Source organism: Lysinibacillus sp. NPDC097279 (assembly GCF_044761745.1).
In the GTDB taxonomy this organism is placed as follows: Bacteria; Bacillota; Bacilli; order Bacillales_A; family Planococcaceae; genus Lysinibacillus.
This window is the reverse complement of sequence record NZ_JBIWDA010000002.1, coordinates 266934-281267: the sequence shown is the minus strand read 5'-3', so window position 1 is coordinate 281267 and position 14334 is coordinate 266934. Positions and strand designations below refer to the sequence as shown.

17 protein-coding genes are annotated in these 14334 nt (G+C 37.7%); all 17 read right to left on the bottom strand.

Going from position 1 to position 14334, the window contains the following annotated elements:
- Window positions 1–6: 6 nt before the first annotated feature.
- A complete protein-coding gene (locus ACIQ1H_RS11445) occupies window positions 7–1161 on the bottom strand; it encodes a protein-glutamate methylesterase/protein-glutamine glutaminase (RefSeq protein WP_402888866.1) in 1155 nt (384 codons plus the stop codon).
- Entirely contained in the window at window positions 1162–2037 is an 876-nt protein-coding gene (locus ACIQ1H_RS11440) for a MinD/ParA family protein (RefSeq protein ID WP_173477745.1), read from the bottom strand. It abuts the gene before it with no gap.
- Window positions 2034–3230, bottom strand: a complete 1197-nt coding sequence (flhF, locus tag ACIQ1H_RS11435; RefSeq protein ID WP_402888864.1) for a flagellar biosynthesis GTPase FlhF — start codon at window positions 3228–3230, stop codon at window positions 2034–2036. The genes ACIQ1H_RS11440 and flhF overlap by 4 nt, the downstream gene beginning before the upstream one ends.
- On the bottom strand, window positions 3227–5260 hold the full coding sequence (flhA, locus tag ACIQ1H_RS11430) for a flagellar biosynthesis protein FlhA (RefSeq protein WP_173477747.1): 2034 nt from the start codon (window positions 5258–5260) through the stop codon (window positions 3227–3229). Before flhA ends, flhF begins: the two co-directional genes overlap by 4 nt.
- Before the next feature lie 24 nt (window positions 5261–5284).
- Window positions 5285–6373, bottom strand: a complete 1089-nt coding sequence (gene flhB, locus ACIQ1H_RS11425; protein WP_173477748.1) for a flagellar biosynthesis protein FlhB — start codon at window positions 6371–6373, stop codon at window positions 5285–5287.
- Window position 6374: 1 nt separating this feature from the next.
- Window positions 6375–7151, bottom strand: coding sequence for a flagellar biosynthetic protein FliR (gene fliR / locus ACIQ1H_RS11420; protein WP_337981906.1), 777 nt, complete (start codon window positions 7149–7151; stop codon window positions 6375–6377).
- 4 nt (window positions 7152–7155) lie between these two features.
- Complete coding sequence (gene fliQ, locus ACIQ1H_RS11415) at window positions 7156–7425, bottom strand: flagellar biosynthesis protein FliQ (RefSeq protein ID WP_173477750.1); 270 nt, start codon at window positions 7423–7425, stop codon at window positions 7156–7158.
- A 13-nt stretch (window positions 7426–7438) separates the two neighbouring features.
- A complete protein-coding gene (gene fliP, locus ACIQ1H_RS11410) occupies window positions 7439–8104 on the bottom strand; it encodes a flagellar type III secretion system pore protein FliP (RefSeq protein ID WP_173477751.1) in 666 nt (221 codons plus the stop codon).
- A complete protein-coding gene (locus ACIQ1H_RS11405; protein WP_228134387.1) occupies window positions 8101–8772 on the bottom strand; it encodes a flagellar biosynthetic protein FliO in 672 nt (223 codons plus the stop codon). The genes fliP and ACIQ1H_RS11405 overlap by 4 nt, the downstream gene beginning before the upstream one ends.
- A 10-nt stretch (window positions 8773–8782) precedes the next feature.
- Window positions 8783–9145: a response regulator gene (locus ACIQ1H_RS11400; protein WP_004269288.1), complete on the bottom strand. Its 363-nt coding sequence runs from the start codon at window positions 9143–9145 to the stop codon at window positions 8783–8785.
- Between the two features lie 21 nt (window positions 9146–9166).
- Window positions 9167–10405: a flagellar motor switch phosphatase FliY gene (fliY, locus tag ACIQ1H_RS11395; RefSeq protein WP_173477753.1), complete on the bottom strand. Its 1239-nt coding sequence runs from the start codon at window positions 10403–10405 to the stop codon at window positions 9167–9169.
- Complete coding sequence (gene fliM / locus ACIQ1H_RS11390) at window positions 10398–11393, bottom strand: flagellar motor switch protein FliM (protein ID WP_173477754.1); 996 nt, start codon at window positions 11391–11393, stop codon at window positions 10398–10400. The genes fliY and fliM overlap by 8 nt, the downstream gene beginning before the upstream one ends.
- A gap of 33 nt (window positions 11394–11426) precedes the next feature.
- Window positions 11427–11855: a flagellar basal body-associated protein FliL gene (gene fliL / locus ACIQ1H_RS11385; RefSeq protein WP_173477755.1), complete on the bottom strand. Its 429-nt coding sequence runs from the start codon at window positions 11853–11855 to the stop codon at window positions 11427–11429.
- A complete protein-coding gene (locus ACIQ1H_RS11380) occupies window positions 11845–12066 on the bottom strand; it encodes a flagellar FlbD family protein (RefSeq protein WP_173477756.1) in 222 nt (73 codons plus the stop codon). The genes fliL and ACIQ1H_RS11380 overlap by 11 nt, the downstream gene beginning before the upstream one ends.
- Window positions 12067–12244: 178 nt before the next feature.
- The gene (locus ACIQ1H_RS11375; RefSeq protein WP_173477757.1) at window positions 12245–13192 is read right to left on the bottom strand and encodes a flagellar hook-basal body complex protein; all 948 of its coding nucleotides are present in this window, start codon (window positions 13190–13192) and stop codon (window positions 12245–12247) included.
- Between the two features lie 87 nt (window positions 13193–13279).
- Window positions 13280–13651 carry a TIGR02530 family flagellar biosynthesis protein gene (locus ACIQ1H_RS11370; protein WP_402888858.1) on the bottom strand — a complete coding sequence of 124 codons (372 nt, stop codon included), beginning with the start codon at window positions 13649–13651 and terminating at the stop codon, window positions 13280–13282.
- Between the two features lie 15 nt (window positions 13652–13666).
- Window positions 13667–14332 (bottom strand): flagellar hook assembly protein FlgD, encoded by a 666-nt coding sequence (gene flgD / locus ACIQ1H_RS11365; RefSeq protein WP_173477759.1) that lies wholly within the window; start codon window positions 14330–14332, stop codon window positions 13667–13669.
- Window positions 14333–14334: the final 2 nt, after the last annotated feature.

The window sequence follows — 14334 nt, the reverse complement described above, 5'->3', positions numbered from 1 at the left end:
CCCCTTTTAAGGCAAATATTTCATAATTGTTTGTGCAATATCATCTACATCAGCGACTTCATCGACAAGCTGCGTTTCCACCGCAGCTTTCGGCATACCATACACTATGCAAGTTTCAGCTGACTCTGCAATAGCAATCACATTTCCAGTATTTTTTAAAGCTTTCAGTCCATTTGAACCATCATAGCCCATACCCGTCATAATGACCGCTACCTTATCAAAATCTTTAAATTGACTTACATCTTCAAACATCACATCTACAGATGGGCGATGGCCAGAACGTGGTGGTTCTTGATTATCTAGAACGATGCCATACGAGATACCTACTTTTCTTAACCTTAAATGGTATCCTCCAGGAGCGATATACGCCACGCCATTTTGTAAAATATCGCCTTGCTCTGCTTCCTTAACTGTAATCTCGCTCAATTGATCTAGACGAGAAGCTAATGATTTAGTAAAACCAGCTGGCATATGTTGGACAATTAAAATCGGCGCTTGAATAGATTTTGGAATTTTTGTAATAACTTCCTGTAGCGCACGTGGTCCACCAGTAGATGTACCAATTAACACTATTTTTTTGCTTGCTTTACTCCATTCACTATGAGGCTTCGTTACATGTGTTGCTGTTGAAGTCCCATTGAATGATGGCAATACTTTTCGTTCATTCGATAAATCTTTTCTAATAGTAGACGGTGATACATTTGGTTCTGGTTGTCTTTTACTACTCGAATGTTTTTTAAGTTTAGCAATAGGTACCAACGATGCTTGTTCCACTTTATGGACAAGCTCAGATTGGATTTTATGTAAATCAAGTGAAATTGTGCCGCTAGGCTTCGCAACAAAATCAACTGCTCCATACTCGATTGCAGTTAGTGCATTTTCAGCACCTCTTTGGGTTGTACTTGAAAGCATGACGACAGGCACGGGACAAATTGTCATAATTTCATTTAATGCATCGAGTCCATTCATTTCAGGCATTTCAATATCCATTGTTACGACTGTTGGTTTTAATGTTTGGATTTTCTTTATCGCATCTTTTCCGTTTCGTGCTGTTCCAACTACTTCAACCTTCGAGCTACCAACAAAAAAGTCACTAATTAGCTTTCTCATAAAAGCAGAATCATCGACAACTAACAGCTTGCTTTTATGTAAAAAGTCCAATTAATCACGCCCTTTCGAAAAAATATTTCTAAGTTTTGTTAAGAATTTACTTGCTGACTGTTCATGTGCATGCACTTCCTCCATACGTTGTTCCATAAAACGAGCCACTATCAGTTGAAGTGTCTTAGAAATAAGTGCTTCTGGATATGCGATTGAAAAAGGCACTTGCTCGCGTACAGCTTTACGCACAACAGGATCCTCTGGTAACGAGCCCAATATTGTAACCTCTTTATCAAGAAAACGTTTCATCGTAAGCCTTAAACGTTCAATCGTTTCGACTCCTTCTTCTTTAGAAAAAGCACGATTACAAAGTATATAGAATTGCTTCTCCATATCTCGTACATGAATATATTTCATCATCGAATAGGCATCTGTAATAGAAGTTGGCTCAGCTGTGGTAATGACAATAATTTCATCAATGGATGTCAATAATTCTAATGACCAACTAGTTGCACCCGCGCCCATATCAAACAAAATATAGTCGAAGTTTTTTTGGAGTTGTTCAAATGCATGAATTAATCTTTCAAACATCTCATCCGTCCACTCCAGTACACTCGACATACCAGAGCCACCTGAAATACATTGTAAACCATGTGGACCTTCAAAAATTACCTCATCTAGTAATTTGTTTCCTTCTAAGTAATCTTTCAAACTATAAGAAACATTTTTTCCAATTAGAATATTAATATTTCCCATACCAATATCCATATCTACAATCGCTACTTTTTTGTCCTTACTCGCTAAACTAATTGCAAAGTTCATAGAAAAATTGCTTTTACCAACTCCACCCTTACCGCTCACTACAGCAATGGTTTTGCCTAATTCACCTTGCCGCTTAAGCATTTTCAAGCGTAATGTTTCTGCTTGGTCCCTCATTTTTCTTCACCTTGGAAAAACAAATTAAGCACTGCTTCTAACTCAGCTTCTTCAATATCTTCTGGTACTTCTTGACCATTCGTATAGTAAGCAAGTCCTTTATTATATTTAATCATTAAATTAATCATTGTGCCAATAGAATTTGTTTCATCGATCTTCGTAAAAATAAATTTTTCGATTGGTACGCTTTTAAATTGCTCAATAATGTTGGTCATATCCTTCTCTTTTGCTGTCATAGCAAGCACTAGGAAGGATTCCGCCTGATCATCAAACTTAATAAGGCGCTGTAAATCATCTACATACTTTACTTCTTTATAATTGCGTCCAGCGGTATCGATAAAGACTAAATCTAAATGGGACAATCGTTGCACAGCTTGTTCAAAATCCGTCGAGTTATAGGCAATTTCGACAGGTGCTTGCAAAAGACCAGCATACGTTTTTAACTGCTCAATGGCAACTATTCTGTAAGTATCTGTTGTTATAAAGCCAATTTTTTTCTTTTTTTCTAAAACCGCTCTTGCTGCCATTTTAGCAATTGTCGTTGTTTTGCCGACACCAGTTGGTCCGAGAACATTAATAAATTTACGTTCATACGATAGACCACCAATCGGCAATTCCTCTAGTTCTTTTCGTAACAAGTTTTTTGTAATTAACTTGCATTGTGAAAAATTAATATCTGAGGCTTCTCTAAAATGCGTAAAAAGCTCATCACCAATCGTTGTGATGAGCTCCTCATTTAGCTCTTGCTGTCTTAAGTATTCAATGAAGGGTAAGAGTTCATCCGGATATTGAGCTTGGCTAGCCTTCTTATGCATTAATTGCATTAACGATTTTAAATCTGCAATTTCCTTCCGCAGTTCTTCAGACATACCTGTCTCATCTTTGGAAGATGGTTCATACTTAGGCTGAGCATGTTGAATTTTAGCTTGCACAGCATTTGTAATCTCTTGTAAACTAGCATTTTCTTTTTTAGCAGGTATTGTAGGCACATTAGCAGGAGCGGGAGCCGTATAACTCGGCTCCATGGAGTCAATCCCTGCAACTACCTCAAAATTTTTCTTCTTTACAAGCCCAAAAAGTTTCTTTGTAACTACTACTTTTGAATTCAAAATGACAGCGTCCTCGCCTAAATCAGCTCGTACTAGCTTCATTGCTTCAGGTATGGAAGATGCATAATATTTTTTCATTTTCACTCAACATTCACCACCCCAACACTTTGAATTTCAATAGAAGCATCTAGTTCATTATAAGATAGCACAGGAATCTGCGGGAAATAACGTTCTGTCAGCTGGCGTAAATACATACGAACGGCTGGAGAACATAGAATAATAGCAGATTGTTCCATAAAGGACACGCGTTCTACCTCAGATGCAATGGTCTCTAAAACAATTTGAGAATCTTGTGGATCCATCGCTAAATAATTTCCATGGTCCGTTTGCTGAATACTATCAGCAATCATTTTCTCTACTTTACCCGATACAGTAATGACTTTCAATGACGAGCTGCCACCTACATATTGTGATGTAATCTGACGTGCTAATGATTGACGAACATACTCTGTTAATATATCGGTATCGCTAGTTAATTTTGCATAGTCTGCTAATGTTTCAAAAATAATTGGTAAATTACGTACTGAAACATTTTCTCGAAGAAGCTTGCCCAATACTTTTTGGATTTCACCTGTAGACAATGGAGCAGGTGTCAATTCCTCGACTAAAATTGGATGTGTTTCTCGTAAATGGTCGATTAATTGTTTTGTTTCTTGACGTCCTAAAAGTTCATGCGCATTTGCTCGAATAATTTCAGTTAAATGAGTCGATACAACACTTGGTGGGTCAACAACTGTATAGCCCGACATTTCAGCGTCTTCTTTTACTTGCTCCGTAATCCATTTTGCAGGTAGACCAAATGATGGCTCAACAGTATCAATACCTTCTATTGAATCGTCATCTCCAGGGCTCATTGCTAAATAATGATCGAGTAAAAGCTCTCCCCGAGCCATTTCATTACCTTTAATTTTAATACGGTATTCATTTGGCTGTAATTGAATATTATCGCGAATACGAACAACTGGGATAACAATACCTAGCTCCAATGCAAGTTGACGACGAATCATAATAACGCGATCCAATAAGTCCCCACCTTGAGCAGCATCCACTAACGGTATTAACCCGTAGCCAAATTCAAATTCAATTGGGTCCACATTTAATAAATTCACAACATTTTCAGGGCTCTTCATGCCGTCTGTTGCCACTTCTTCCTCAATTTCAAGTAACTCTTCCTCATCCTCTGGTTTTTTACGATCCATCATGTAAGCACCTGCAATTAGTGAAATACCGATTGGTAACGTTACCCAGTTAGGAATTGGCGTGAATAAACCTAGTAAAATAATAGTACCCCCAGCAACATAAAGAAGCTTTGCTTGGGCGAATAATTGTCCTGTAATATCTTCTCCTAGACTTCCCTTTGAAGATGCACGCGTTACAACAATCCCTGTTGCTGTTGAAATAAGAAGTGCAGGGATTTGCGATACAATACCATCACCAACAGTAAGCTTAGAGAAATGGGTTGCCGCTTCTGCAAATGGTAAGCCCATTTGTACAACACCAATGATAATACCAAATAATAAGTTGATGATAACCATCACCATAGAGGCGATTGCATCCCCTTTTACGAATTTCGTAGCACCATCCATTGCTCCATAGAAATCCGCTTCACCCGCAACTTTATCACGTCGTTCACGCGCTTCTCGTTCAGAAATAACACCTGCATTTAAGTCTGCATCAATACTCATTTGTTTACCTGGCATCGCATCTAGAGTGAATCGAGCAGCTACCTCTGCAACACGTTCCGCCCCTTTTGTAATAACGATAAACTGAATTAATACAAGAATTAAAAACACTACTAAACCTACGAGAACATTCCCGCCAACTACGAAATCCCCAAAGGTTTCAACAACTGAACCAGCATCTCCATTCGCTAAAATTGCACGCGTTGTGGAAACACTCAATCCAAGTCGAAACAGGGTCAACAGTAATATAACGGAAGGGAATATAGAGAAATCTAATGCTTCCTTCATACTCATTGCTGTTAAAAGTACTATTAATCCTAATGTAATATTAATGACGATTAAGAAACTTAGCATCCACGGAGGAAGAGGGATGATGAGCATCGCAACGATTAAAATAACCGCACCTAAAACCCCTATATCGCGAACCTTCATTTGTGTCCCTCCTACAAAAAAGCTTTAAATTTTCCGCTTAATACGATAAACATAAGCGAGTACTTCTGCTATTGCTTTGAAAAACTCTTCTGGTACTTGATCGCCTATTTCTACCTGATCATACATGGCGCGGGCTAATGGTCTATTTTCTACCATTACGACATCATGTTCTTTAGCAATCAGTTTAATTTTTTGAGCTACAAAGTCTGTTCCCTTTGCCACTATACGTGGGGCATCCATACTTTCCTCATCATACTTCAGAGCGATCGCATAGTGAGTTGGGTTGGTAATAACGACATCCGCGTTCGGAACCTCTGACATCATTCGACGCATCGCCATTTCGCGCTGACGTTGTTTGATTTTTGATTTAATGAGCGGATCGCCCTCACTATTTTTATATTCATCTTTAATGTCCTGCTTAGACATTTTAAGATTTTTTTCATACTCATGTTTTTGATACATCCAGTCCAATAAGGATACACATAGTAACACAAGAGAAGCCGCAATTCCCATAATGCCGACTAGTTTGCCAACTGTAATAAGGGTCATCCACGGACTTTTAAAGGATAGTGCTAATACTTCATGTAAATTTGACCATATAATAATTGTTGTTACCCCACCAATAAAGGTGATTTTTAATACTGATTTTAAAAGCTCTACTATGGCTTTTACTGAAAAAATTTTCTTTAATCCTTTAATAGGATCCATCTTTTTTAAATCGAATTTCATCGGCTCTAATGTGAATAAAAAACCAAATTGTAGAAAGTTCCCCGCCAATGCTCCTACGAAAGCAATCGCCATTATCGGTACGATAACATAAGCCATTTCTACTAATGTTTCGGTAAAGAGATGCATTACACTGTCTATCGTAAGTGTTTCTACACGTATGTTATGGATAAATGTTTGCCTAAAAAAAGATAAAAGCTCGTCTCGCAATGATCCAGCGAAGAAAAAAAGAAAGATAAACACCATGAGCATCACAATCGCACTAGATATGTCCTGACTCTTTACGACCTGCCCTTTTTTTCTAGCATCTTGTCGTTTTTTAGGTGTCGCCTTTTCCGTTTTTTCACCTGCAAAAAACTGTAAATCTAAGTCCAGTAGTAGCAACATGTTATCCACCACCTAATATTGCCATTAAATCGCGCATACCGTAAATCATAATCGTAATCAACTTTTGTATGACTTGTATCATAACCGCCATCATTGTGAATAGCACTAAAAAACTAACTCCAATTTTAATGGGAAAACCGACAACAAAGATGTTAAGCTGTGGGACAGTTTTCGCCGTAATCCCTAGTGCTAAATCAACTAAAAACAACGTCGCTACAACAGGTGCTGCCATTTGAAAAGCTATGGCGAAGACTGCAGTAAAGGTTGTTATAACAAACTGGATATAGTCATCTTTCGCAAAATCTGGAAATCCTTGATCTATAGGTAAAAACTGATAACTATAGTAAATTCCATCTAGAATCATATGATGGCCATCTATTGCTAATAGAAATAGTAACGCCAATGTATTAAAAAATTGACCAATAAGTGGACTTTGTGCCCCCGTTTGCGGATCAATTATATTGGCGATGGCAAATCCCATTTGGAAATCGATAAAGCTTCCGGCAATTTGAATTGCCGACATGATGATATAGCCTACTAGACCTAGTAACAATCCAATAAGGGCTTCTTTCATCACTAAAAGTATGTAATCACCATTAAAAAGAAATGGCTCTACGTCGATTGTATAATACATCATCCAAGCTAAAACGAATGCGAGGGCAATACGTACTTGCTGCGGAATCGTTTTATATGAAAAGAAAGGTACTGTAACGAAAAAAGCCGTTACACGCACAAGCACTAATAAGAATACCGTTATTTGGGGGACTAGTTCATTCATGCACTCACCCTATATAACGCGTTAAATTCTCAAAAATATCTCTCGCATAGCTTGTTACTTGAGATAACATCCATGGACCAAAGAAAACGATGCCCACTAATACTGCGACGATTTTTGGAACGAATGCTAATGTTTGCTCTTGAATTGATGTTGTTGCTTGAAATATACTTACCGCTAGACCTGAGATTAAAGCAATTAATAATAGCGGTCCGCTTGTTAGAAGGATAATCATAATGGCACGCTCTGCAATTGAAATAACCATTTCACCTGTCATACTGTATCATCCCCTAAAAACTTTGTAGTAATGATTTCATTACGAGGTACCAGCCATCGACGAGTACAAATAATAAAATCTTAAACGGTAATGAGATCATAACCGGTGGTAACATCATCATCCCCATCGACATTAATGTACTTGCGACAATCATATCGATTACTAGGAATGGAATAAAAATCATAAAACCAATTTGGAAAGCTGTTTTAATTTCGCTTAATGCAAAGGCAGGTACAAGCATAGTTAGAGGAATTTCCTCCACCGATGCTGGTTTTTCTGCTTGATTGTATTGTAAAAACAAATCTAAATCTTTTTGCCTCGTTTGTTTACTCATAAATTCTTTAAAGGGCACACTAGCTTTCTCGTATGCTTCTTCTAGCCCTATTTCTTCAGCGAATAATGGCTGTAATGCCTCTTTATTGACCTCTTGAAAAGTAGGAGCCATGATAAAAAACGTTAAAAACAAAGCAAGACCAACAATAACCTGATTTGGTGGCATTTGTTGTGTCGCTAAAGCTGTACGTACAAACGAGAGCACAATGACAATTCTTGCAAAGGACGTCATTAAAATTAATATGCTCGGTGCAAGTGACAGTACGGTTAATAATAATAGGAGCTTAACAGAGGTTGAGACATTTGTCGGATCGCTGTTGGAAAAATAATTGACTATATCATTCATTTATCATCATTCTCCTTTTGCTTCCATCTCTCTAGTTCTTCACTGCGCTCCTGTTTAATTTCGGAAATTTTCTTTTCAAAAAGTTCACCAAATGAATCTTGGTTTTGAACTTTTGAAGCATTTTGGTTATTTTTTCTCTTAAACTTTGAAAATACTTCTGCTATATAAGGTGATGTTGCCGCATATTCCTGTTTTTCGTTATATAGTGAAAGGAGTGCTTCAACTTCCTGCGGATCGGTAATCTCACGTAAAAGTTGGACATCATCACCGACACCAACTAAATAAAGTGATTTTCCTATTTGCAAAAGCTGAACAGACTTTTGTGCACCTAACGATAAACCGCCTAAATTTTGTACCATTTGATTTCGTTGAAAAGTTAAATTTCTTTTATTAAGAAATTTCATCAACCCATAAAATAAAGCTACAACAAAAATAAGCGCCAAAACCATTTTTATGTATTCCCATGCAGAAACATCTCCAGCTGCTGAAACAACCGTATCTTCCTTCGCAGCTGGATCTGTATTATCCTTACATTCCTCTGGTTTTTTCATACAATACTCAATACTATTTGTATCAGAGTCAGCATAAACAGAAACTGTTGGCGGGTACACAAATAGGAAGGTTAATAGAAATGCGAAAATCATCGTTACACGAAATGATTTTAACATTTGCATGAAATCATCCTAGTGCTTTTTGAATCGCTTCAATTACACGATCTGCTTGGAAAGGCTTAACAATAAAGTCCTTCGCACCAGCTTGAATTGCATCGATTACCATCGCTTGTTGTCCCATTGCTGAACACATGATTACAGTTGCACTTGGATCAGTACCTTTAATAGCTTTAAGAGCTGCAATACCATCCATTTCAGGCATTGTAATATCCATTGTTACTAAATCTGGCTTTAACTCGTTGTATTTTTCAACAGCCTGTAGACCATCGGCAGCTTCTCCTACAACTTCAAATCCGTTTTTCGACAAAATATCCTTGATCATCATGCGCATAAATGCAGCATCGTCTACAATCAAAATTCTTTTAGACATGGTTAACTCCTCCAATTGAAACTATCTTAAATTATTTAAACGCTCTGCTTGACTTAAAACATCTGTAATGCGTACGCCGAAGTTTTCATCGATAACAACAACTTCGCCCTTTGCAATTAAACGACTATTTACTAGAATATCAACTGGTTCCCCTGCTAACTTATCTAATTCAATAATCGATCCACTAGCTAGTTCTAAAATCTCTTTAACAGAACGTTTCGTACGTCCTAACTCTACAGTAACTTGCAATGGAATATCAAGTAGCATATTTAAATTTCTAGCCTCAGATTGAGAGATTACATTTGGATCAAAGCTAGCAAACTGTGCCTGTTGAACATTTACAGGTTGTACTGGTCTTTGTTGCGTATGAATTTGTTGCTGCTCTTGATACATTGGTTGTTGCTGTTCTTGATACATCGGCTGTTGTTGCACTGGCGCTGCTGGCTGTTGATATACAGGTTGCTGTGCTGGTGGCGGTGTAGGTTGAACAGGCGGTGGTGCGATAGGCGCTTCTGGAGCAATTGTTGCTGCAACTGGCTCTTCAATCGCCTCTGTTTCTCCTAATAATGACTTAACAATGTTTTGACTAAACTTAAGCGGTAATAATTGCATTAAGTTTGAATCGATTAAATTACCAATTCGAAGTCGGAAAGAAACTTTTACAAGTAAATCATCTTCTGGAATATTATCTCGACCTTCATTTTGAGAAATATTCATTAAGTCAATCGTCGGTGGCGAAATATCCACCTTTTTGTTGAATACTGTCGACATCGATGTAGCAGCTGAACCCATCATTTGGTTCATTGCTTCTTGCACTGCGCTTAACTGAATTTCGCCTAAGTCAGGTTTAGGATTTAAGCCGTCCCCACCTAACATTAAATCAGCAATAATGGCAGCATCTGATTGTTTAATAACAAGTAAATTCATACCTGTTAAACCGATTGTATATTCAACTTGTACCGCTACATATGGATGAGGAAATTCCTCTTCTAATTTATTGCGGTTAATCATTGAAATACTAGGAGTAGTAATATCTACTTTTTGGCCTAATAATGCAGATAGAGCAGTAGCTGAACTTCCGAAAGATATATTTCCTACTTCACCTAGTGCATCTTGAGCAAACGAATCAAGGTAATCCTCTACTCGTATTTCATTTGTTTCTTCTTTTGTAGAAGCTTCGCTGTCGTTTATTCTATCCTCCAACGTTTCGCCCCTTAATAACGCTTCAATTTCTTCTTGGGAGAGCATTTCATCACTCATCTTCGTCTCCTCCTTTCAAAGGGTCGATAATCTGGATTGCTAATTTTTTACCCTGTTTACCAGGTTGTACTGTGAATTTAGGCAATGTACCTACTTTCAGCAGTAATGGATCATCAATTTTTTGTTCTAATTGAATAACATCACCAATTTGCATCATTAGGAAGTCTTCAATAGTAATGTCTGTAATACCTAACTCTACTGAAAGAGGTAATCTAGCTTGTTTCACACGTGTTTCGAGCATTTTTGTTTGCTCAGGTGACATCTCTTTCGTATTTGTTTGCATCCAATAACGTACAGATAGATTCGGTACGATTGGCTCCAATACAACATGCGGGATACAAATATTAATCATACCGCTTGTCTCACCAATAATTGTATTCAATGAAATGACGACTACCGTTTCATTTGGTGAAATCATTTGTAAAAATTGAGGATTTACCTCAAGTTCTACTAGAATTGGGTCAATTTCAGCAACATTTTCCCATGCTTCGCGTAAATTGTCGAATGAACGTTCGAAAAGGTTTGTCATAATTTTTGTTTCAATCTCAGTTAAGTTATCAACATTACTATGACTCGCTCCACTACCGCCCATTAAACGATCCAACATCGAATAGGCAATGTTTGGGTTTATTTCCATCAATATATTACCATCAAGTGGTGGCACTTCAAACACATTAATGAGTGTCATATTCGGAATTGAACGAACAAACTCTTCAAAGGGTATTTGGTCTACTGATGCTACTGTAATTTGCACGTAGCTTCTTAACTGTGCAGAAAAGAAGGTCGTTAGTAATCGTGCAAAATTTTCATGTATTCGGGTCAAACTTCGGATTTGATCTTTAGAGAAGCGCAACGCTCGCTTAAAGTCATAAACTTTAACTTTTCGTACCTCGTCCTCTTTCTTCATGTCATCCGCTGACATTTCTCCGGTCGAGATTGCGGAAAGTAGCGCATCTATCTCCGATTGTGATAACACATCTCCTGCCATTTGCCCACCTCCGTTTCAAGCAGTTTCTAATTTTTATTGAAAGATGTAGGAGGTAATATATACTTGTTGAATTTCTCCCTCTTGCATCAATTCATTTAACTGTGTTTTTAATGCCTTTTCAAACATTACTTTTCCTGCCTTGCCATCTAAATCTTTCTGTTCCATTTCTGACAGCTCTTGAATAATTAAATTATTCGTTTGGAAATCACGCTTCTTTAACTCTTCGGCAGCGTCCTTGCTAGAAGTTTGGATTTTCAGCGTCATGCGCACTACCCTTTTATCAGCAAGATTAGTCATAATTTCAGGAACATCAACAGATGCTTCAACAATATCGTCTATTGATGGTTCAAGTGATGCTGCAGGCTTATTGAATTGGGTAAATAATACAAACGCAATAACTCCAATAAGTATAATCGCCACTAGTACGATGATGATCATCGTTAACACTTTATTATTCTTCATCTTCTTCACCTCGTAGATGCGGGTTTGATAGTACTTGTATATTGTTATAAAAGGCAGTTACCTTTTGTCGCACCTCATCTTCACTCTGTAACACAATAATTTTTGTTCCAGTTGTTAAAGTAATTGTCGTATCTGGAAAAGATTCAACTGTTTCTATGTATAAAGCATTCAGTGTAAATGCTTTGCCATTTAGTCTTGTTAGTTCAATCATTGAAATAGGGCCGGTCTAGCGTGAGAGCCGGCCCGACCCTCCCTCATATTGAAAATTATGTTTTAGAACGCATCCATTGAGGATTCGCTATAATCACACTAGCATACATTGAGAAGTTTCATATATTAGCGTGTAAAACTTATATATTCTTGCGTTTATAACTCGAAGAAACTTATTACTATCGTTTTAAGTTTACTAGTTCTTGTAGAACTTCATCTGAAGTCGTAATAATACGCGTATTCGCTTGGAAACCACGCTGCGCAACAATCATCTCAGTAAATTCTTCTGAAAGATCGACATTGGACATTTCAAGCGCCCCTGCCGTAATTGAACCCATACCAGCAACTGTCGCTACTTGGCCATACGGTTGACCTGAGTTTGCTGTTGCTTGGAAGTAGTTACTTCCTACTTTTTCAAGTCCACCAGCATTCGGGAACTTAACCATGACAATTTGACCTGCATATTGTCTATATCCGTTTGCATCTACATATTCAACTGTTCCGTCTTGACCGATACTTATAGATTTAGCTGTTGTTGGGATTTTGATTGGGTTGTTATCTTCAAAAGTAAATGTATCATTTTCCCCTAATAAATCCTCAGTTTCACCGTTCAGCGGACTTGCTTCTTTATCTCCCTCAGCATTACTTTCAGTAGAGTCTGTTTCATACAATGTATCATTTGCATGACCTACTAAATACTTCCCTTCTGCATTGACTAAATAACCTTCGCTGTCCATGTAGAAATTACCTGCACGTGTATAAACAACGTTTGTATAGCCTTCTGCAACGCCATCAGTATTTGATACAGAGTCAGCTACCATAAAGAAGCCTTCACCTTGAACAGCAAGGTCCAATGGGCGATCTGTCGTTTGACGTGAACCAGAACCGTGAACCGTATCAATTGCAGCTAGTGTAGAACCAAGACCTACTTGCAATGGGTTTGTACCACCACGAGTAGTAGTTGCAGCTGAAGCACCTGCGCTTGTTTGAGATAGGATGTCTTTGAAAATAACGCGCCCTTTTTTAAATCCATACGTGTTAACATTGGCAATATTATTCCCAATAACATCTAGCTTTGTTTGGAAGTTTTTAAGACCTGAAATACCTGAATACATAGAACGTAACATAAGTTGTCGTTCTCCCTTCAATTTTTGAATTGTGTGCCTCTATCAGTCAGCAACACATAGGCTTCCTTACATAAAGAAGGTCCAGCCTTAAAGCACGATTGTGCCATCAATATTAGTAAACAGTTGTTGTTTTGCTTCCGTGCGATCCATTGCCGTAATGACAGTAGCATTTTTAGCACTGACAATTAGAGCCGCTTGATCCATCAAGACTAATGGTTGTTTGACACCTTTTGAATGTGCCTCAAATACCTTGTCAGATACAACCCGCCATTCCTGTTCAGAAATCGCAATATTACGCTCTTTAATGCGTTCATTTGCATGCTTACTTACTTTTAGCTCCTGTTGATTCGTTGCTTCCTGTAAATGAGCACTAAACGATTGCTGTGTATTGATAGGTGTAGGCTGCGTTTGGCGAATAGTTGGATACAATGGGACACGATGAATCGTAAATTTATCCATCTTTCTGCACCACCTTTATTCGCTTATTACTGTAAATTCTTTCCCTGCAAGTTTTTTACCATTATCTAATTCGTAATAAATATTGCCATCTTTGTTTGATACAGAGACAATTCGTCCTTGTACATCTTGCTCTCCGTCATTGTAAGTGACATTTTTGCCGATTAACTTACTTGCTTGTACAAGAGGTGATTCAGTGGATGTATTACTTTCACCTGTGCTTGTTTCTTTATTACCTAAAATTGCAGAAATGTTTCCAGGATAGATTTCCTTACCATCAGCTAAAATGAATACGGCTTCTCCATCAACAAATTTTAATGATTGGATAACTCCCGTACCTTCATTTATAACTGGCTTATTATCTGCATCTACTTCCTCTGTCAGTTCATGCCATTTTACTTCTTTTCCAACAAATGATGTATAGTTCATAAGCTGAGTTTGCTGTTGAGACATCAGTAATGACTCCATAGCCTTCGTCATATTTTGCATTTGCTCTAAAGATGAGAACTGCGCCATTTGTGCAATGAAATCACGGTCATCCATAGGATTTGTTGGGTCCTGATGTTGTAATTGTGTAATCAGTAATTTTAAGAATGCATCTTTACCAAGTTCACTATTGCCAGTTTGTTTTGTTGGTGCAGTATAGTTGGAATAGTAAAGGTCATTTGTAATTTTATCTGCCACGT